The 17,325-nt window shown below is 62.8% G+C and carries 19 protein-coding genes and 1 other RNA gene; 12 read left to right on the plus strand and 8 right to left on the minus strand.

What is annotated here, in order from left to right; translation table 11 throughout:
• Positions 1-32: 32 nt before the first annotated feature.
• The gene (locus LHFGNBLO_RS19590; RefSeq protein ID WP_258600884.1) at positions 33-4,007 is read left to right on the plus strand and encodes an AsmA-like C-terminal region-containing protein; all 3,975 of its coding nucleotides are present in this window, start codon (positions 33-35) and stop codon (positions 4,005-4,007) included.
• Here LHFGNBLO_RS19590 and LHFGNBLO_RS19595 read toward each other — a convergent pair.
• The 4 genes from LHFGNBLO_RS19595 to LHFGNBLO_RS19610 form a co-directional block, all read right to left on the minus strand.
• Positions 4,004-4,228 carry a ribbon-helix-helix domain-containing protein gene (locus tag LHFGNBLO_RS19595; RefSeq protein WP_258600885.1) on the minus strand — a complete coding sequence of 75 codons (225 nt, stop codon included), beginning with the start codon at positions 4,226-4,228 and terminating at the stop codon, positions 4,004-4,006. The two genes, LHFGNBLO_RS19590 and LHFGNBLO_RS19595, sit on opposite strands and share 4 nt — an antisense overlap.
• A 10-nt stretch (positions 4,229-4,238) precedes the next feature.
• Positions 4,239-4,436, minus strand: coding sequence for a DUF4169 family protein (locus LHFGNBLO_RS19600; RefSeq protein WP_258600886.1), 198 nt, complete (start codon positions 4,434-4,436; stop codon positions 4,239-4,241).
• Positions 4,437-4,456: 20 nt separating this feature from the next.
• Entirely contained in the window at positions 4,457-4,993 is a 537-nt protein-coding gene (locus LHFGNBLO_RS19605) for an SspB family protein (protein ID WP_258600887.1), read from the minus strand.
• A 117-nt stretch (positions 4,994-5,110) separates the two neighbouring features.
• Positions 5,111-5,800, minus strand: coding sequence for a TetR/AcrR family transcriptional regulator (locus LHFGNBLO_RS19610; protein ID WP_258600889.1), 690 nt, complete (start codon positions 5,798-5,800; stop codon positions 5,111-5,113).
• 186 nt (positions 5,801-5,986) lie between these two features.
• On the opposite strand from LHFGNBLO_RS19610, the gene LHFGNBLO_RS19615 reads away from it, so the two are divergent.
• A complete protein-coding gene (locus tag LHFGNBLO_RS19615; RefSeq protein ID WP_258600891.1) occupies positions 5,987-7,192 on the plus strand; it encodes a multidrug effflux MFS transporter in 1,206 nt (401 codons plus the stop codon).
• Between the two features lie 59 nt (positions 7,193-7,251).
• On the opposite strand, the gene LHFGNBLO_RS19620 is transcribed toward LHFGNBLO_RS19615, so the two are convergent.
• Positions 7,252-8,676: a PLP-dependent aminotransferase family protein gene (locus LHFGNBLO_RS19620; protein ID WP_413774636.1), complete on the minus strand. Its 1,425-nt coding sequence runs from the start codon at positions 8,674-8,676 to the stop codon at positions 7,252-7,254.
• Between the two features lie 84 nt (positions 8,677-8,760).
• On the opposite strand from LHFGNBLO_RS19620, the gene LHFGNBLO_RS19625 reads away from it, so the two are divergent.
• On the plus strand, positions 8,761-9,624 hold the full coding sequence (locus tag LHFGNBLO_RS19625) for a DMT family transporter (protein ID WP_258600895.1): 864 nt from the start codon (positions 8,761-8,763) through the stop codon (positions 9,622-9,624).
• Between the two features lie 273 nt (positions 9,625-9,897).
• On the plus strand, positions 9,898-10,404 hold the full coding sequence (locus LHFGNBLO_RS19630; RefSeq protein ID WP_258609822.1) for a GNAT family N-acetyltransferase: 507 nt from the start codon (positions 9,898-9,900) through the stop codon (positions 10,402-10,404).
• Between the two features lie 11 nt (positions 10,405-10,415).
• On the opposite strand, the gene ssrA is transcribed toward LHFGNBLO_RS19630, so the two are convergent.
• Positions 10,416-10,774, minus strand: a transfer-messenger RNA (tmRNA) gene (gene ssrA / locus LHFGNBLO_RS19635).
• 176 nt (positions 10,775-10,950) lie between these two features.
• Between ssrA and LHFGNBLO_RS19640 the strand changes: the two genes are divergently transcribed.
• Together LHFGNBLO_RS19640 and LHFGNBLO_RS19645 are read left to right on the plus strand one after the other, a co-directional pair.
• Positions 10,951-11,262 carry a DUF2853 family protein gene (locus LHFGNBLO_RS19640; RefSeq protein WP_258600896.1) on the plus strand — a complete coding sequence of 104 codons (312 nt, stop codon included), beginning with the start codon at positions 10,951-10,953 and terminating at the stop codon, positions 11,260-11,262.
• Between the two features lie 99 nt (positions 11,263-11,361).
• Positions 11,362-12,156, plus strand: coding sequence for a thymidylate synthase (locus tag LHFGNBLO_RS19645; RefSeq protein WP_258600898.1), 795 nt, complete (start codon positions 11,362-11,364; stop codon positions 12,154-12,156).
• Between the two features lie 18 nt (positions 12,157-12,174).
• Here LHFGNBLO_RS19645 and LHFGNBLO_RS19650 read toward each other — a convergent pair whose 3' ends face one another.
• Positions 12,175-12,384 carry a TOBE domain-containing protein gene (locus tag LHFGNBLO_RS19650; protein ID WP_195174010.1) on the minus strand — a complete coding sequence of 70 codons (210 nt, stop codon included), beginning with the start codon at positions 12,382-12,384 and terminating at the stop codon, positions 12,175-12,177.
• Between the two features lie 172 nt (positions 12,385-12,556).
• Here LHFGNBLO_RS19650 and modA point away from each other — a divergent pair, with 172 nt between their 5' ends.
• From modA to LHFGNBLO_RS19670, 4 genes are all read left to right on the plus strand, one after another.
• On the plus strand, positions 12,557-13,354 hold the full coding sequence (modA, locus tag LHFGNBLO_RS19655; RefSeq protein ID WP_258600899.1) for a molybdate ABC transporter substrate-binding protein: 798 nt from the start codon (positions 12,557-12,559) through the stop codon (positions 13,352-13,354).
• A gap of 15 nt (positions 13,355-13,369) precedes the next feature.
• Entirely contained in the window at positions 13,370-14,074 is a 705-nt protein-coding gene (modB, locus tag LHFGNBLO_RS19660) for a molybdate ABC transporter permease subunit (RefSeq protein WP_258600900.1), read from the plus strand.
• On the plus strand, positions 14,071-15,183 hold the full coding sequence (gene modC, locus LHFGNBLO_RS19665; RefSeq protein WP_258600901.1) for a molybdenum ABC transporter ATP-binding protein: 1,113 nt from the start codon (positions 14,071-14,073) through the stop codon (positions 15,181-15,183). The genes modB and modC overlap by 4 nt, the downstream gene beginning before the upstream one ends.
• Positions 15,184-15,267: 84 nt before the next feature.
• Entirely contained in the window at positions 15,268-15,609 is a 342-nt protein-coding gene (locus LHFGNBLO_RS19670) for a winged helix-turn-helix domain-containing protein (RefSeq protein WP_258600902.1), read from the plus strand.
• 50 nt (positions 15,610-15,659) lie between these two features.
• Here LHFGNBLO_RS19670 and cobF read toward each other — a convergent pair whose 3' ends face one another.
• Positions 15,660-16,439 carry a precorrin-6A synthase (deacetylating) gene (cobF, locus tag LHFGNBLO_RS19675; RefSeq protein ID WP_258600903.1) on the minus strand — a complete coding sequence of 260 codons (780 nt, stop codon included), beginning with the start codon at positions 16,437-16,439 and terminating at the stop codon, positions 15,660-15,662.
• 142 nt (positions 16,440-16,581) lie between these two features.
• On the opposite strand from cobF, the gene LHFGNBLO_RS19680 reads away from it, so the two are divergent.
• Both LHFGNBLO_RS19680 and LHFGNBLO_RS19685 read left to right on the plus strand, forming a co-directional pair.
• Complete coding sequence (locus LHFGNBLO_RS19680) at positions 16,582-16,713, plus strand: hypothetical protein (protein ID WP_258600904.1); 132 nt, start codon at positions 16,582-16,584, stop codon at positions 16,711-16,713.
• Positions 16,713-17,231, plus strand: coding sequence for a dihydrofolate reductase (locus tag LHFGNBLO_RS19685; RefSeq protein WP_258600906.1), 519 nt, complete (start codon positions 16,713-16,715; stop codon positions 17,229-17,231). The genes LHFGNBLO_RS19680 and LHFGNBLO_RS19685 overlap by 1 nt, the downstream gene beginning before the upstream one ends.
• The last annotated feature ends 94 nt before the right edge of the window (positions 17,232-17,325 follow it).

Consider the following 17,325-nt stretch of genomic DNA (forward strand, 5'->3'; position numbering starts at 1 on the left):
GCGATTGATTTCAATCAACCCAATCGGAACTGATGCTCGCACGCCTGTTCGTGATCTTCGGTGGTCTTTTCGTGCTGGTGCTGTGTGCGGCGCTGGTGGTGCCGTATTTTATCGACTGGACAGGCTACCGCGCCGAGTTCGAGCGCGAGGCGAGCGCCATTTTGGGCCGCAAGGTCACGGTGCAAGGCGATGCAACGGCGCGACTGCTGCCGTTTCCCTCGGTGACGTTTTCGAACGTAACCGTCGCCGGCGGCCCCGGCGGCCAGCCGGCGATGACCGTCGAGACCTTTTCGATGGATGCCGAACTGGCGCCTTTCCTGAGCGGCGAGGTGCTGATCTTCGATATGCGGCTGGTGCGGCCGAAGGCGACGATCGATATCGCCGCCGACGGCACGGTCGACTGGGCGATGCGGCCGTCCTCGCCGTTCGACCTCAACCAGATCTCGATCGAGAAGCTGACGGTGACGGAAGGGCAGATCGCGCTGCGCCATGCTGCCGGCGGGCGCAGCCATCTCATTTCCGAGATCAATTCGACGATCTCGGCCAGGTCGCTGGCCGGGCCATGGCGGATGGATGGTTCGCTGCGCCTGGATGGCCTGCGCGCCACGCTCGTCGCTTCCACCGGCAAGGCCGACGGCACCGGACAGATGCGGCTCCGGCTCAGGGCCGATCCGGATGCTTATCCGCTGGTCATCGAGACCGACGGCAATGCCGGCATTGTCAAGGGCGCGGCGGTCTATTCCGGTCAGTTCAAGATTTCGGGCGCCGACAAGAATTCGGCGCAGCTGCGCGGCACCGATGGCGAGTTTGTCGAGATCAATTCGGGCAAGGTCAGCGCCGGCAAACCCGATCCAGGGTTCCGGCTGAACGGCAAGTTTTCGCTCGATCACCAGAAACTCGGCGTTGCCGAATTCCGCTTCGAGACCGGGCCGCTCGACAATCCCTACACCGCCGACGGCAACGCCAGCGTCGATCTTGGGCTGAAGCCGCGCTTTTCGATCGAGGCCGACGGCGCGCAGGTGCAGTTCGATGAAGCGGTCGGTGCCGCGGCCGGCACCGGACTGACCCTGTCCAAGCGTATCGCGGCGCTGGAGCGGGCGCTGCTCGATTTGCCGAAGCCGACCATACCGGGCACCGTCGAGGTCAAGCTGCCGGCTGTGGTGACCGGCGACACGACGGTTCGCGATGTGCATCTTTCCGCCGAACCGACCGATGGTGGCTGGTCGGTGAAGTCGCTCGCCGCGACGCTGCCCGGCCGCGCCAGGCTGGAAGCAAACGGCATGCTCAGCGTCGAGGATCATTTCGGCTTTACCGGCGCGCTGCTGCTGGCCGTGGCGCAGCCTTCCGGCTTCGCCGCCTGGCTGTCGAAGGATGTTGACGAGGCAATCCGCCGCCTGCCGGCCGCCGGCTTCAAGGCCAAGGTCGATCTCAGCGAGAAGCGCCAAGCCCTCAGCGATCTCGAACTGATCCTCGGCAAGGCGAAGTTTTCCGGCCGTATCGATTCCAGCCAGCCGGACGACGCCAAGCCGTCGGTGCTGATGCGGCTCGAAGGCGGCGAACTCGACGTCGACGGGCTCGCGGCCTTCGCTTCGATCTTCGTCAGCGACAAGGGCGCCAACCGCTTTTCCGACCGCGATCTTGATTTTCAGATCAAGGCCGGGCCGGTCAGTGCCGGCGGTCTGACCGCCGATACGGTCGACACGGCACTCAGACTGCGCGACGGTCTGCTCGAGATCGATCGGCTTTCGCTCGGTGGGCTGGCCGGCACTTCGATCAGCGCCACTGGCCGGATCAAGGATTTCCCGGCGAGCCCGACCGGCAAGCTCGACGCATCCGTGGTCGCCGTCGACCTCAAGCCGTTGATCGATGTCGCAGCACAGCACTATCCCGACAGTGCCATCCTGAAAGGCCTTGCGGGCCGGGCCGCAGCCTACCCCGAACTGTTCCAGGACGCGCGTGTCGATCTGGTGGCGAGTGCTGCCGACAATGGCGACGGCACCACGGGGCTGGCGGTCAGCGGACAGGGCAAGGCCGGTGGCTCAGCCTTTTCGGCGTCGCTGTCCGGCAAGGGGACGATCGACAGCCTTCGGGAAGCCACGGTGGCGCTGACCTTCAACGCCAGGAATCCCGACGCCACGGCGCTGCTGGCGCTCTATGGTTTTCCCGCACTGCCGCTCGGCATGCTCGGCCAGGCAACCACCGACGTCTCCGCCAAGGGCACGCTTGGCGGCGGCCTGGAGACGAGTTTCAACCTTGCCGCCGACGACTTCAAGGCCGGGTTCGACGGGACGGTGGCCGATACGCCGCAAGGGGCCACGGCCAAGGGCAAGGTCAGCCTCGAGGCCGCCGACATCGAGCCGTGGCTGATGACGACCGGAATCGGACTGCCGGGCATGGGGGCTGGCATGTCGACCTCGTTCACGGCGGATGCCGACTTCGGCAATGGCCTGCTGGTCCTGGACAGCCTCAGCGGCGCCATCAACGAGGCCGCGGTTTCCGGTGACCTCAACATCGATGTGAAGGACGGGCTGCCGCATCTTGCCGGCGCGTTGGCGCTCGACGAACTGGACCTCGATCCGATGGCGGTGACGCTGTTTGGCGACCAGTCCTTCCTCGCCACCAATGGGGCCTGGCCGACGGCGCCTTTCAGCCAGAAGTCCAGCCTGCCGTTCACCGCCGATCTCGACCTGACCACGGCAGCCCTTGCCGGGGGCCCGTTCGCCACGGCCTATGATGCGGGTTTTTCACTGAAGCTCGACCGGGAAGGCATCCGCGTTTCAGGCCTCAAGGCCAAACTCCTCGGCGGCGCGCTGACCGGGCTGTTCGAGTTGAAGAACAATGACGGCACCGGGCTTTTCTCGGGCCAGATGAAACTTGCCGGCGCCGACCTGGCGACAGTGCTGCCGGATGCCGGCATCAGCGGCAGCGGCGATTTCTCAACGGCGCTTTCGACCAGCGGCAAATCGGTCGATGCGATGGTTGCGACGCTGTCCGGCTCCGGCACGGCAGCGTTGAAGGACCTGACTCTTGCCGGCGTCAATCCCGATGCCTTCGGCGCCTTCATCGCCAAAGCCGATGCGATCGGGCGCGATATCGATGTGGCAAAGACCGCTGGCTTTGCGCCGCAGATTGCCGCGGATGGCAGTTTTTCGGCTCAGGACACTGATATCGCCTTCGCGATTGCCGGCGGCACGCTACGGGCACCGCCGGTCAAGCTCGAAAATCCGAAGGCGACGCTGTCAGCCGACATCACGGCGGATCTGACTGCGGGCAACGTCGCCGTCAACGGGTCGATCGCCTACAGGCCCGGCGACGAGGCGCTGGTCGGCTCCGAACCGACCATGAATTTCAGTGTCGACGGGCCGTTCGGTGCAATGAAAAGGGTATTCGACAGCGAGCCGCTGGCGCAGTTCCTGACCCAGCGCGCGCTGGAGAAGGAGCAGCAGCGGGTCGAGGCGATGCAGGCCGCATTGCTGGAAAAACAGCGGCTGCGGCGCGAGGTGCGGTATTACGCGGCCCTGCAAACCGAACGCGACAACGCCGCCGAGGAGTTGCGTAGGCTGGAGGAAGCCGCGCGGCTGAAAGCCGAGGCGGATGCCAGGGCGAGGGCGGAAGCCGAGGCAAAGGCGAAAGCTGAAGCCGAAGCAAAGGCTCAAGCCGAAGCGGAAGCAAAAGCCAAGGCGGCAGCTGACGCACAGGCTCAAGCCGAGGCGGACGCTGCGGCCAAGGCCAAGGCAGAAGCCGACGCAAAGGTTCAAGCCGAGCAACAGGCCGCCAAGGAGGCGGCGAAAGCGCAGGCCGAACAGGAGCGCAAGAAGGCGGAAGAGGCTATGCGCATCGCGTCGCAGGAGAAAGCCAAGCTCGACGCCGAACGCAAGGCGGCCAGGGAGGCGCCAAAGGTCGACGGTCTTCCCGGCGTCAATGACGGTTCGGCACCGGTGCCATCGAAGCCCAAGACCAACCCGTTCTCGGTCGACAATCTGCTGAAGTCGCTGGGCGGCGGCTAGTCCGCAATTCTTCGCTTGGCCCAATCCAGCACATACAGCCTCAGCGCAGAAGAGAGATTGGCGTCGCGGGGGCGGGTTTCGTCGATTTCGGCGACGAGGGCGGCGAGCGTACGTTTTCGCCTGGCCGCAATGACGACGAGATCGTCATAGAACGGTTTTTCGAGCGAATAGCTGGTGCGGTGGCCGCGGATCGTCACCGAGCGTTTTTCGACCGGGCTCACCGTAAGCCGCTCATTTATCGCCTTGATCTTCCAAGGGTTCGCGGCGATGGCCGGAGACGAATTTTTCGGCTTTTTCGGCGGTCAGGCGATCATGGTTCCGGTCGGCCTTGGAACGGCCGTGCAGCGCCCGGTTCTGGCCGGCCAGCCGCTCTTTCTCAATCCGCGCCTTCTGCTTACGGGCCTGACGGAGATTGAGGATATCGGCCATTTCGCGCGCCGCCGGTCAGGTTACTTCTTGCGGAAGGCGTCGAGCGACACGACATCGGCGCTCTTGCCGGCGTCGGCCACGGCAGGCTTCTTTTCGGCCTCGGCGGCGGCCTTCTTCGTCTTCTCCGGCTTTTTCTCGGTGACGATGGCCAGTGGTTCGGGAGCCGACTGGGCTGTCGGTCCGTCCTCTGCCGAAGTGTCCGTCTTTACGTCGAATTCGAGTTCGAAATTGACGGACGGGTCGTAAAAGCCGCGCACGGCCGAGAACGGGATTTCGAGCTTTTCGGGTACATCGGAGAAGGACAGCCCGACCTCGAAGCCCGTGTCGGTCACTTTCAGGTCCCAGTACTGGAACTGGATGACGATGGTCATCTGTTCGGGATAGCGCTCGCGCAACCGGGAAGACACGCGCACGCCCGGCGCGCCGGTCAGGAAAGTGATGAAGAAATGATGGTTGCCAGGCAGGCCGGTGCGCGCGACCTCGGCCAGAACCTTGCGCATGACGCCGCGCAACGCCTCCTGGGCCAGAATGTCGTAGCGGATGTGGTCGTCGGCCATGTGGCGGTTTGGTTCCGTTGAATCGTCCGCATAGCTGTAATCAAGCTTGAGGGCGGCGTAAACCGGATATAGAGGCCGACCGCGCAGTTGCGAGAGGAGATGTCTGGGATTTGTCTCTCAGGCGCCGGCGAGCGCGCTGTGTTTGTCCGCGCGGGCAGCGGACTGCCGCTTGCCGAAGGCGCGCAAAAAGGTGCGCACGCCATTTGTTGCGGACTGCACCACCTCATCGTCCTGCGGCGTGCCGCCGAGCATGAAGGTTGTCTGCAGTTCGGCGTTGACGAGGGCGAGGAACTGGCGCGCCGCCACATCGGGATCTTCGATCACCAGGAAACCGGCATGGGCGAGGCGGGCGAAGCGGGCGGCCAGCGCCGGCCACGTCCTGCCTGGCCCCTGGTCGCGCCACTCGGCAAAAAGTTCGGGATAGCGCTCGCCCTCGGTCTGGATCAGCTTGCGCAGGAATTTTCCGTCGCGGTTGCAGATGCAGTTGCGGTTCATGCGGATCGCAAAGCCAATCAGGTCGGCCTCCAGATCCTTGGGCTGGTCGGGGAAACTGGCAAAGGTGGCGAAGATGCCGGCATTGCAGCGCTCGGTCAGGTCGCGAACGACGGCAATGAACAACCTTTCCTTGTCGCCATGATGGTTGTAGACGGTCTGACGCGAAACACCGGCCTCGACCGCGATCAGGTCGATATTGGCGCCGGCAAAGCCTTCGCGGCAAAAAACCGAAGCAGCAGCATCAACAATCGACATTCGCTTGGCCTCATGGCCACGTGGCGGGAAAATGTCAGGAGAGACGTGCAGCTTCATAGAAATCTATATAGAGGTGATTGACGAATTAGACAAGAGTGTCTAAATTTGTGGACATAACACTAAGAGATTTCGCTCCGGAGGGAAGAGAATTCGCTCTTGGAGAGTCGGAATTTCACGGGATGGAACGTCCTAGGGTTAGACGTCGCTTAGCGGCGGCAGCCAGATTCGAAAGAAGCCACTATCATGAGTCCCAAATTCCTCCGCATCGCGGTCGTACTCGGCTTGTTGTCCGCTATCGGCCCCTTCGCCATCGACATGTATCTCCCCGCGCTGCCTTCGATCGGCGAAGATCTGCACGCCAGCACTGCCGCCGTGCAGATGAGCCTGTTGATATTCTTCCTCTCGATGGGCTTCGGCCAGATCATCGTCGGGCCGATCTCCGACATGGTCGGGCGCAAGCTGCCGCTCTATGGCGGCCTCGCGCTGTTCATGGTCGGCGGCGTCGGCTCGGCAATGGCGCCGACTATCGAATGGCTGATCGCCTTCCGCTTCCTGCAGGGGCTCGGCGCCAGCGCCGGCATGGCCGTGCCGCGCGCCATCGTGCGTGATCTGCACACCGGCACCGAGGCGGCAAAGCTGATGTCGCTGTTGATGCTGGTGTTTTCGGTGTCGCCGATCCTGGCGCCGCTGACCGGCAGCCAGATCATCGAGAATTTCGGCTGGCGCGCCGTATTCTGGACGGTGACGGGTGCGGCGGCACTGGCCACCATCCTGCTGGCGACCTCGCTCAAGGAAACACGGCCGGCCGAGGAGCGCGCCGGCAGTTCCTTCGGCACCGCGCTTTCCGCCTACCGCTTCCTGATGGGTGATCTCAACTTCCTGGGTCTGGTGGCGATCGCCGGCTTCGGCATTGCCAGCTTCTTCGTCTATCTGTCGAGTTCGTCCTTCATCCTGATCGACCACTACGGGCTGTCGCCTTCGGTCTACAGCGTGTTCTTCTCGATCAACGCGGTTGCCTTCATCGGCATGTCGCAGCTGACTGGATTGCTGTCGGAGCGGTTCGGGCTGAGGCGCGTGGTGCGTGTCGCCGTGACCGGCTATGCGACGACCATGGTGGTGCTGTTGGCGGTGATGGCAACCGGCGTCGACCGGCTCGACGTGATGGCGGCGCTGCTGTTCATCGGCTACGGTTTTCTCGGCCTGGTCATCCCGACGACGTCGGTGCTGGCCATGGAAGAGCATGGCGAGATTGCCGGCACGGCTTCGGCGCTGATGGGCACGCTGCATTTCGCCATCGGTGCCGTCGCCATGGGCGTTGCCGGCGTGTTCTTCGACGGCACACCGCTGCCGATGGTGGCCGGCATCACGCTTTGCGCGGTGATCTCGTTTACGCTGGCAAAAGTGACGCTTGGCCGTTCGCGCGAAGTCGTCGAAGCACCGGCAGAGTAAATAACACTATCGAGGGCAAAAAGGCCGGGTCATTCCCGGCCTTTTTCATCACCGCATTTTCATCCCTGCATCGCCCTTTCAAGCGCAGAGAAGATGCGCGGATCGGACGATTGGGCAACGTTGAAACGCAGAAACCCTGTGGCGGACTGCGAAAGGCTGAAGGCGTTTCCCGGCGCCAGCACAATGTTCTCGGCCAATGCCCACCGCGCGATATCGGCGGCGTCCAGACCATCGGGCAGCGTGCACCACAGGAACATGCCGCTCCTTGGCTCGATCCATGGGTTGATGCCCATGGCCTTCAACCGCGCGCCGGTTTCCCCCATGGCGCGGGACAGGCGATCGCGCAGGCCATTGATGTGTTTGCGGTAAGTTCCATCCCGGAGAATGCCGAGGACAAGCTCGGCGGCAACCGGGCTGCCGCCGAATGAGGTGGCGATTTTCAGATCGATCAGCCCGTCCGTCCAATCGCGTCGGGCGGCGATGAACCCACACCGCGTCGCCGCCGACAGCGTCTTGGAAAAACTGCCGATGTGGATCACCCGGTCCAGCCCGTCAAACGCGGCCAGGCGCGGCGCGGGTTCATGTTCGAAGTCGGCGAAAATATCGTCCTCGATGATGGTCAGCCCCGATTGCTCGGCGAGCTTGAGTAGCCGGTGGGCAATGACGGGCGAGAGCGTTGCCCCGGTCGGATTGTGGATCGCCGAATTGGTGATGTAGAGGCGCGGCCGATGCTCGCTCAGCGCTTGCCCAAACAGCTCCATGTCGGGGCCCGAGGGCGTGTAGGGAACACTGACGACCTTGGCGCGATGCGCGCGCAGCAGGGCGAGAAAATTGAAATAGCAGGGGTCGTCGACAAGCACAGTGTCGCCCGGCTCGAGCAGGAACCGGCACAGCAGGTCGATAGCCTGCGTGCCCGATTCCGTCAGCATGATCTGGTCCGGTGCCGCCTCGATGCCGCGCTCCGCCATGCGCCGCGACAGAAGCTGGCGCAATGGCAAAAGGCCAAGCGGCGGTCCGTAGTCGGTCAACGCCGCGGTATCGGCGCGGGCAAAACTGCGTAGCGATCGGCGCAAATCGGCTTCCGGCATCCATGAGGCGGGAAGCCATCCGCAGCCCGGCTTGAGTGTGTCCTCGCCAGCTTCCAGCGATTGCCGCGACACCCAGAACGGATCAACGGCGCGATCCAGCCGCGGGCCAATTTCGGCGAGAGCCAATGGGGGCAGGTGGCCGGCGACATAGAATCCCGAACCGCGCCGCGACTGGACGACGCCTTCGGCAACGAGCCGGTCATAGGCTTCGACCACGGTCGACTTGGAGACCGACATGGCTTTGGCAAAGCCGCGGATCGAGGGCAGCTTTGCCCCTGGTGCGAGCGTTCGTCCGGCGATGCGTTGCCGTATTGCCGCCATGACGCGCCCGACAAGCGTGCCGGCATCGTTCGAGATATCCAGCCGGATGTCCATCCGTACTGCTCCTGAAGCCATGACAGTTTGCCAAGACTGTCATGCACTGTCTCTTAGAAATCCGCACGGCGCAATCGATAATGGCGACAAACAGGATGGGTATGAATGGACAAGGCGACCAGCGGATGGATCAACGGCTTTCTCGGCGTGCTGATCTTCAGCGGATCCCTGCCGGCGACACGGGTGGCGGTTGCCGCTTTTGACCCGGTGTTCCTCACCGCTGCCCGCGCGGGTATCGCTGGCGTCCTGGCGCTTGGTTTGTTGCTGGCCTTTCGCGAGAAGCGACCGGGACCAGGCGATGTCGTTTCGCTGATCGTCGTCGCGCTTGGCGTCGTCGTCGGTTTCCCCTTGCTGACGGCGCTGGCGCTCGAGCATGTCACCTCGGCCCATTCCATTGTTTTCATCGGCCTGCTGCCATTGGCGACGGCGATTTTCGGGGTGATACGTGGCGGCGAGCGTCCACGTCCGGCTTTCTGGCTGTTCTCATGTCTTGGCAGTTCGCTGGTTGCCGGATTTGCAATGACGCAGGGTTTCTCTGCATCTGCGAAAGGCGACATTCTGATGCTTGCGGCCGTCGTTGTTTGCGGCCTCGGCTACGCCGAAGGCGCAAAGCTCTCGCGAACGCTCGGCGGCTGGCAGGTGATTTCCTGGGCGCTGGTTCTGTCGTTGCCGATCATGGCAACGCTGGCCATCGTCATCATGCCAGCGTCGTTCGCCGGAACGGGGCAGGCGGCCTGGATCGGTCTCGCCTACGTCTCCCTGTTCAGCATGCTGATCGGGTTCATCTTCTGGTACAAAGGGCTCGCCCAGGGCGGCATTGCCGCCGTGGGACAATTGCAACTGCTTCAGCCCTTTTTCGGACTGGCGCTCGCTGCGACCTTGCTGCATGAAGTCGTGAGCTTGGCCATGGTCGCTGTCACTGCCGCCGTGGTTATCTGTGTAGCTGGCGCCAAACGCTTCGCGACATGATCAACTGCAGGGAAGGCCTTCACGAACAGTTCGCCTGCGCCAGCTTGACATGATCGCGACCTTCGCGCCAATAAAAGCCATGAGCATGCGTACCTCAACCTCGCGACGTCGGCCCTGCACATTCGTGCAGCGTTGCGCGTTGACTGCGGGAAGGCTCGCAGGAGACTAGGTCTCCCCCTCTTCTCGAAGCTTCAGCAGCCCTGCCCACCCTTATGGTCGGCGGGGTTTTTTGTGCCTCATTACAAGGAACTTGGCATGTGCTCTGAAACAACCATGGAATTTCGGCTGGCTAAACCACAGGACGCCGGGCTGATCCGAGACCTGGTGCGCGCTGCCTATGCGAGATGGGTTCCCATCATCGGTCGCGAGCCGCAGCCGATGAAAGCCGACTACGAGCGGGCCACTCAAGAGCACCAGATCGATATGCTCTACGTCTCCGGCACCCTGGTCGGGCTGATCGAGACGATGCTGCACTCTGATCATCTCTGGATCGAGAATGTCGCCGTCAGGCCGGGCTGCCAAGGCCAGGGCCTGGGCCTGCGATTGCTGGCGTTTGCCGAGAGCAAGGCCATTGAAGCCGGCCGCACCGAACTGCGCCTGCTGACCAACGACGCCTTTGCGTCCAACGTCGCGCTCTACTCGAGGGTCGGATACAGCGTCGATCGGCGGGAGCCATTCATGGGCGGAACAACTGTCTATATGAGCAAGAAGCTCGCGCCTGCACCGGATTCCCGGGAGCGACATGCCGATTCAAAATCGCTTCAGGCGAAACAAACATGATGAGGGAGAGAAGTGGAGGTTTCTGTTGCCAGGTACCTCCGAACCCCGCCTAGAAGTGCGAACCCCTAGGACTTGAATTGAAGCTATCGCACCGCTTACGCGGCGAGACGTGCTTCCGCATAGTTGTCGTTGGCAACTATAAGTTTAGCCCGATGACGGTGGTACAATGCCGGGCAAAAGTACGATCTTTACACCTTCGTCGATCCTATTTCGCCCCCAGCAAAAGCCGCTTCTTTTCAAAAGCGGTTTTTGGTGGAGGCGCCGGGTACCGCCCCCGGGTCCGAACGGCTTATTTCATCGCCCATTTATCGCCATAGTCGGTCAAGCCGACAAAACGAATATAGGGGCCCATCGCAAAAAATGAAAGGCCGCATCGAGCGTTTGTTCCTGCGTCAAACCGTGTGCCAAACTGTGAGGCAAAGGGTTGACTTGCAAACGGTCTCAACCGAAGCTTTGCAGCGGTGAGGAGTTGCCTAGCGCACAAGTTGCGGCAGCGCGCCACAGCCCTCATCGATTGGATCCGTGGCGCCGACGTGGGGAAAATCGATGGCCGACTATCTCGCAGACGTGAAGAAATACGACGCCGCGGCAAGCGCCGACGCGGTTGCCAAGATCGTGAAGCATCTGGGCATTGCGCTCAGGAACCGCGATTCTTCGCTGGTGTCCTGCACCGATTCCAAGGAACTCGATCGCGTCAAGGCGGGCTGGGTTTCCAAAAGGCTCGGCATCACCGACGGTAGCAAGGCCGATGCGTCGATCGAAAAGGTCTGCAAGGCGATGGCGGCCGACAACACCAAGAGCCGGGTGACTTTCTACTATCTGGTTGCGAAGGATCTGGGCAAGCTCGGCTCCCTCTGACAACACCTCTTAAGATGCAGATGCTGCGCGATTTTCGCGCCTGCTTCTGCTGCCGGATTCGGCTATGATGACCGGTAACCCCGAATCGAGGCGAAACCGATGCGCCAGTATCTCGACCTGTTGAAGCATGTGCTGGAAAACGGCGCCGATCGCGGCGACCGTACGGGCACCGGCACGCGTGGGGTGTTCGGCTATCAGATGCGCTTCGACCTGGCGCGCGGCTTTCCGGTCACCACCACCAAGAAGCTGCACCTGAAGTCGATCGTGCATGAACTCCTGTGGTTCCTGGCCGGCGACACCAACATCAAATACCTCAACGACCATGGCGTCTCCATCTGGGACGAATGGGCCGACGAGAATGGCGACCTTGGCCCGGTCTATGGCAAGCAATGGCGCTCGTGGCCGGACGGTCATGGCGGCGGGATCGACCAGATTGCGAACCTTCTCAAGGAGATACGCAAGAATCCTAATTCGCGGCGGCTTATCGTTTCGGCGTGGAACCCGGCCGAGGTGGAAGCCATGGCGCTGCCGCCCTGCCACTGCCTGTTCCAGTTCTATGTCTCGGAAGGCAGGCTCTCCTGCCAGCTCTACCAGCGCTCGGCCGACATTTTCCTCGGCGTACCGTTCAACATCGCCTCCTATGCGCTGTTGACGCTGATGGTTGCGCAGGTCACCGGGCTGAAGCCCGGAGATTTCATCCACACGCTTGGCGACGCGCATCTCTACTCGAACCATTTCGAGCAGGCGCGCGAACAGTTGCAGCGCACGCCCAAGCCGCTGCCGACGCTATGGGTTAATGCGGAAGTGAAGGATCTCTTCGCCTTCCGCTTCGAGGATTTCCGGCTCGAGAACTACCTCGCCGACGCGACGATCAAGGCGCCGATCGCGGTTTGAGACGCTAACACGGTCCAGTCAGTCGATGCCGACCATGACGTCTGAGGCCTTGACCACGGCATAGGCCTGCTTGCCTTTCTCGAGCTTGAGATCGGCGACGGCCTCGTTGGTAATCGAGGCGGTGACGACGGCGCCGCCACCGATGTCGATCCTGACATGTGAGGTGGTGGCTCCCTTGACGATCTCGACGATCGTTCCCTTGAGAATGTTGCGGGCGCTGATCTTCATGTGGCGTCTCCTTCGGCCTGTCGTTGTATCCAGTTCAATTCATCGTAGGCCGCGAGGCCATCAAGATACAATGCCGTAGTCGAGCAAAAGCCTTCCCTTGTTATGTTCATGCGGATATATCGGTCGGCAGGCTACCAGCCGAGCGGATTTCAAACCCAGGGGAGAGTTTTTCATGTTGAAGCACAAAGGTTTCGGATTGAAGGTGATTGCGATCGGTGGTTTTGCGGCGGCGCTGATGGCTGCGGTGCCGGCTGCACATGCGGAAGACAAGGTCGTCGTCTTTGCGGCCGCCAGCCTCAAGGACGGGCTCGACGCCGTGAACAAGGCCTGCGAGGCCGATGTCGGCGAAGCGGCAACCATCTCCTATGCGGCGAGTTCGGCGCTGGCCAAGCAGATCGAAGGCGGTGCTCCTGCCGATGTCTTCATCTCGGCCGATCTCGACTGGATGAGATATCTTTCCGACAAGAAGCTGACCAAGCCTGACACCGAAGTGAAGTTGCTCGGCAACCAGATCGTCTTGGTGGCGCCGAAGGATTCGAAGGCCGAAGCCAAGATCGAGAAGGGTTTTGACCTCGCCAAGCTGATCGGCGACGGCAAGCTCGCAATGGGCGATTTCAAGGCCGTTCCGGCCGGCAAATACGGCAAGGCGGCGCTTGAATCGCTTGGTGTCTGGTCTTCGGTCGAGGGCAAGGTGGCGCAGGCCGAGAATGTTCGCGCCGCGCTCAAGCTGGTCTCGACCGGCGAAGCGGCACTCGGCATCGTCTATGCCACCGACGCGCATGCGGAGAAGGGAGTCAAGGTGGTCGGCACCTTCCCGGAGGATTCGCACCCGCCGATTATCTATCCGGTTGCCCAGACAGCCGATTCCAAGGACAAGGATACGCCGGCATTCCTGAAGTGCCTTGAGTCCGTCAAGGCAGCCGAGCTGTTCAAGGCGCAAGGTTTCACGATCCTGGCGCCAAGCAATTAAGGCAACGCCTGACGCATGAACTGGCTGCTGGACCTCACTCCCGACGAATGGAATGCGGTCCGGCTGTCGATCAAGGTGGCGACGGTGGCGATGCTTTTCAGCCTGCCGCCGGGCATATTGATCGCGCTGGTGCTGGCCCGTGGCCAATTCTGGGGTAAGACGCTGCTCAACGGGCTGGTGCATCTGCCACTGATCCTGCCGCCGGTAGTGACCGGCTATTTGCTCCTTCTGACCTTCGGCAAGCGTGGGCCGGCCGGCGCTTTCCTTGCCGAGCATTTCGGCATTGTTTTTTCGTTCCGCTGGACAGGTGCTGCACTCGCCTGTGGCATCATGGGCTTTCCCCTGATGGTGCGGGCGATCCGGCTGTCGATCGAAGCGGTCGACCGGAGGATGGAGGCGGCGGCCGGCACGCTCGGCGCCAATCCGCTGTGGGTGTTCGCCACCATCACCCTGCCGCTGATCCTGCCCGGCCTGATTGCCGGCGCCATCCTGTCGTTTGCCAAGGCGATGGGCGAGTTCGGCGCGACGATCACCTTCGTCTCCAACATCCCGAACGAGACGCAGACGCTGCCGTCGGCGATCTATACCTTCACGCAGGTGCCGGGCGGCGACGCCGGGGCGCTCCGGCTGACGCTGATCTCGATCGTCATCTCGATGGCGGCACTCGTCGCGTCGGAGGTGTTGGCGCGGCGTGTCGGGCGGCGGATGGACATCGAATGACCGTTCTCATCGACATCAGCCATCGCCTCGGCGATTTCGGCATCGACGCCAGCTTCGAGAGTGCCGGACGGCTGACCGCGCTGTTCGGACCTTCGGGTTCCGGCAAGACGACGCTGATCAACATGATTGCCGGGCTTATCCGGCCCGACAAGGGGCGCGTCCAGGTCGACGGCCGCGTGCTGGTCGATACCGATGCCGGCCTGTTCGTGCCAAAGCACAAGCGGCGGATCGGCATGGTGTTCCAGGATGCGCGGCTGTTCCCGCATATGAGCGTGGCCAGCAATCTGCGCTATGGCCGATGGTTCACGCCAACCGCGGAACGCTATGCGGATATGGATGCCATGGTCGAGTTGCTCGGAATCGGTCATTTGCTCGACCGCCGGCCGGCAAAGCTCTCCGGCGGCGAGAAGCAGCGTGTGGCGATCGGCCGGGCGCTGCTGGCCAGCCCGAAATTGTTGCTGATGGACGAGCCGCTGGCTTCGCTCGACGAGGCGCGCAAAGCCGAGATCCTGCCCTATATCGAGCGGCTGCGCGACGAGACGAGGATTCCGATCGTCTATGTCAGCCATTCCATCGCCGAGGTGGCGCGTCTGGCGAGCGACGTGGTGGTGCTGGCGCAAGGCAATGTCGCGGCTTCCGGTCCGACCGAGGCGATCATGCAAAGGCTCGACCTTTTGCCGGCGGAAGAGCGTGGCGAGGGCGGTGCCGTGCTGGACACCAAGGTGCTGCGCCACGACGAAGCCTTCGGCATGAGTGTGCTTGGCTCGCTGGCCGGGGAGATCCGCGTGCCGCGGCTGGCAATGTCGGTCGGGGCGCCGGTGCGCATCCGCATCCGCGCCCGTGACGTGATGATCGCCACCGAGCAGCCTGCTGGCCTTAGCGCGCTCAACATATTGCCGGGCACGATCATCGCGATCAGCCCGGGCGAGGGGCCTGCTGTCGAGGTCGGCATCGACTGTAATGGTGCGACCGTGCTGGCCCGCATCACCGAGCAATCGCGGCAGACGCTGAAATTGCGGCTCGGCCGAAAGGTCTTTGCCGTGGTCAAGACGGTGAGCTTCGACCGAGCAAATACAGCTGCCGGCCTGCCAGCCGAGGTGGATGGATGACCAAAGGACAACATCGCTATGTTGCTTTGGAATAGCGCTATGGCGGCAGAGGGGCTAATCTGATGTGATTGCGGAGGACAGGAAATGCCATCGCTGAGCTTGCGCATAAACCTCGATCCGGACGGGCGCATCGGGCCGGGCAAGATCGAGCTTCTCGAGCAGATCGCCGCCTTCGGCTCGATCTCGGCTGCGGCACGCGGCATGGAGATGTCCTACAAGCACGCCTGGGATCTGGTAGAGGACATGAACCGGGTGTTCGGCAAGCCGCTGGTCGCGGCCCAGACCGGCGGCAGGAAGGGCGGCGGTGCGCAATTGACGTCGGTGGGGCTGGCCGTGGTCAGCCGCTTCCGCGCCATCGAACGGGCGGCGACTTCGGCGGCGGCGACGCATATGGAGGCGCTGCAGGCGGAGATCGACGCCGGCTGAAAGGCCTACCTGAAAGGCCTACGCAAACTCTACTCTGCCGGGCCGCGCTATCAATCAACACCGTCCGGCTCGCCAGGCTTGCGCAGCAGGTACGTATCCATGATCCAGCCCTTCTTTCGGCGGGCTTCTTCGCGGGTCCTCTCAATCTCGGCACCGACATCGCCGAGGCGGCCGGAGATAAGGATCTCGTCCGGCGTGCCAAGATAGGCGCCCCAGTGGATGACCAGGTCCTTGTCGTCCAGCGTGTTGAAGGCGCATTTGCCGTCGAGCATTACCACGGCGCTGCCGGCATTGTCCGGCATGCCTTCTTGGCGGAAGCGGCGGCCGGTGGTGACCAGGATGGAATCGCCGATGCGGTTGAGCGCCGTGCTGTGGCTGGCGGCCAGCGCCTGGACGGCGGTAATGCCGGGAATGACCTCCAACTCGAACGCGACATTGGCCCTCAGGCGCACGCGCTCCAGGATGCGTAGCGCGCTGTCGTAGAGCGAGGGATCGCCCCAGATCAGGAAGGCGCCGCAACCATCTTCCGCAAGCTCGTCGCGGATCAGGCTTTCATAAATGGCGGCGATCGCCTCGTGCCAGTCATCGACGGTCGGGCGGTAGGAGGGCGCCGGCTCCGCGCGCACCGGCACGTCGAATTCGACACGGCGCGATTTCGGATTGGTGACGAAGCGGTCGCAGATCTGGCGGCGCAGTTCAGCGAGGTCGTTCTTCTGCTTGCCCTTGTCGGGAATGAACAGAACGTCGGCGCGGTTCAGACAGTCGATGGCCTGGACCGTCATGTGGTCGGGATTGCCGGCGCCGATGCCGATGACGAGAAGCTTGCGCATGGCCGAACTCCTGCCCGATCGTAACCGGCGTGTCCAGACAAGCATGGCATGTGCACAAGCATCGGCGAGGCGTGGAAGGGGCTTTGAAACGCCATATTGAAACGGCTAGTGTCGTGCCGGCATTCTCGCCAAGGGAGCTTCCATGTTTCGTTCCGTCCTGACCGCAGCGCTGGCGTTTTCGGCTGCGCCGGCGTTGGCCAATGATTCGATCGCCGAACTCGGCACCGGCGATGCGGTGGCGATGGAAAGTGGCAATGGCAGGAATGGTGGCTGATGGACGTCGCGATATATGTTGCCATCGCCGAGAACGGCGTGATCGGTCGCGATGGCGGCTTGCCGTGGCGGCTTTCCACGGATTTGAAGCGGTTCAAGGCCGACACGATGGGCAAGCCCATCATCATGGGCCGCAAGACCTATGAAGGCATCGGCCGGCCATTGCCGGGCAGGCTGAACATCGTGGTGACACGCGACACGGCCTGGCGCGCCGAGGGCGTCGAAATCGCGCATTCGCTCGACGAGGCGATCAAGCTGGCGAACGTGCGCGGGCGCTGCATGGCCGGCGCCGACGAAATCTGCGTGGTGGGCGGCGGCGAAATCTACGCCCAGGCGCTGCCGCTGGCCGACCGCCTGCATGTCACCCATGTCCTTGCCAGTGTCGACGGCGACGCGCATTTCCCGCCGATCGACCCGGATTCATGGCGCCTTGTCGGTTCGCAGGACGTTCCCGCCGGTGAAAAGGACAGCCACGCGACGCGCTATTCGGTTTACGAACGGCGCCGCGACGTGCATTGAGAGGCGATAAAGGGTCGCGACCGATCCAAATCGGACGCTGTCGGTAGCGGATCGCGTTGAAAGCGCGCCGTGGCATCCCTATAGAAGAACAACA

The organism is Mesorhizobium sp. AR10 (genome assembly GCF_024746795.1).
GTDB lineage: Bacteria > Pseudomonadota > Alphaproteobacteria > Rhizobiales > Rhizobiaceae > Mesorhizobium.

Coding starts and splice junctions, on each gene's coding strand:
- LHFGNBLO_RS19590 (WP_258600884.1), top strand. CDS start 33: ATGCTCGCACGCCTGTTCGTGATCTTCGGTGGTCTTTTCGTGCTGGTG.
- LHFGNBLO_RS19600 (WP_258600886.1), bottom strand. CDS start 4,436: ATGGCCGATATCCTCAATCTCCGTCAGGCCCGTAAGCAGAAGGCGCGG.
- LHFGNBLO_RS19605 (WP_258600887.1), bottom strand. CDS start 4,993: ATGGCCGACGACCACATCCGCTACGACATTCTGGCCCAGGAGGCGTTG.
- LHFGNBLO_RS19610 (WP_258600889.1), bottom strand. CDS start 5,800: ATGAAGCTGCACGTCTCTCCTGACATTTTCCCGCCACGTGGCCATGAG.
- LHFGNBLO_RS19615 (WP_258600891.1), top strand. CDS start 5,987: ATGAGTCCCAAATTCCTCCGCATCGCGGTCGTACTCGGCTTGTTGTCC.
- LHFGNBLO_RS19620 (WP_413774636.1), bottom strand. CDS start 8,676: ATGGCTTCAGGAGCAGTACGGATGGACATCCGGCTGGATATCTCGAAC.
- LHFGNBLO_RS19625 (WP_258600895.1), top strand. CDS start 8,761: ATGGACAAGGCGACCAGCGGATGGATCAACGGCTTTCTCGGCGTGCTG.
- LHFGNBLO_RS19630 (WP_258609822.1), top strand. CDS start 9,898: ATGGAATTTCGGCTGGCTAAACCACAGGACGCCGGGCTGATCCGAGAC.
- LHFGNBLO_RS19640 (WP_258600896.1), top strand. CDS start 10,951: ATGGCCGACTATCTCGCAGACGTGAAGAAATACGACGCCGCGGCAAGC.
- LHFGNBLO_RS19645 (WP_258600898.1), top strand. CDS start 11,362: ATGCGCCAGTATCTCGACCTGTTGAAGCATGTGCTGGAAAACGGCGCC.
- LHFGNBLO_RS19650 (WP_195174010.1), bottom strand. CDS start 12,384: ATGAAGATCAGCGCCCGCAACATTCTCAAGGGAACGATCGTCGAGATC.
- modA (WP_258600899.1), top strand. CDS start 12,557: ATGTTGAAGCACAAAGGTTTCGGATTGAAGGTGATTGCGATCGGTGGT.
- modB (WP_258600900.1), top strand. CDS start 13,370: ATGAACTGGCTGCTGGACCTCACTCCCGACGAATGGAATGCGGTCCGG.
- modC (WP_258600901.1), top strand. CDS start 14,071: ATGACCGTTCTCATCGACATCAGCCATCGCCTCGGCGATTTCGGCATC.
- LHFGNBLO_RS19670 (WP_258600902.1), top strand. CDS start 15,268: ATGCCATCGCTGAGCTTGCGCATAAACCTCGATCCGGACGGGCGCATC.
- cobF (WP_258600903.1), bottom strand. CDS start 16,439: ATGCGCAAGCTTCTCGTCATCGGCATCGGCGCCGGCAATCCCGACCAC.
- LHFGNBLO_RS19680 (WP_258600904.1), top strand. CDS start 16,582: ATGTTTCGTTCCGTCCTGACCGCAGCGCTGGCGTTTTCGGCTGCGCCG.
- LHFGNBLO_RS19685 (WP_258600906.1), top strand. CDS start 16,713: ATGGACGTCGCGATATATGTTGCCATCGCCGAGAACGGCGTGATCGGT.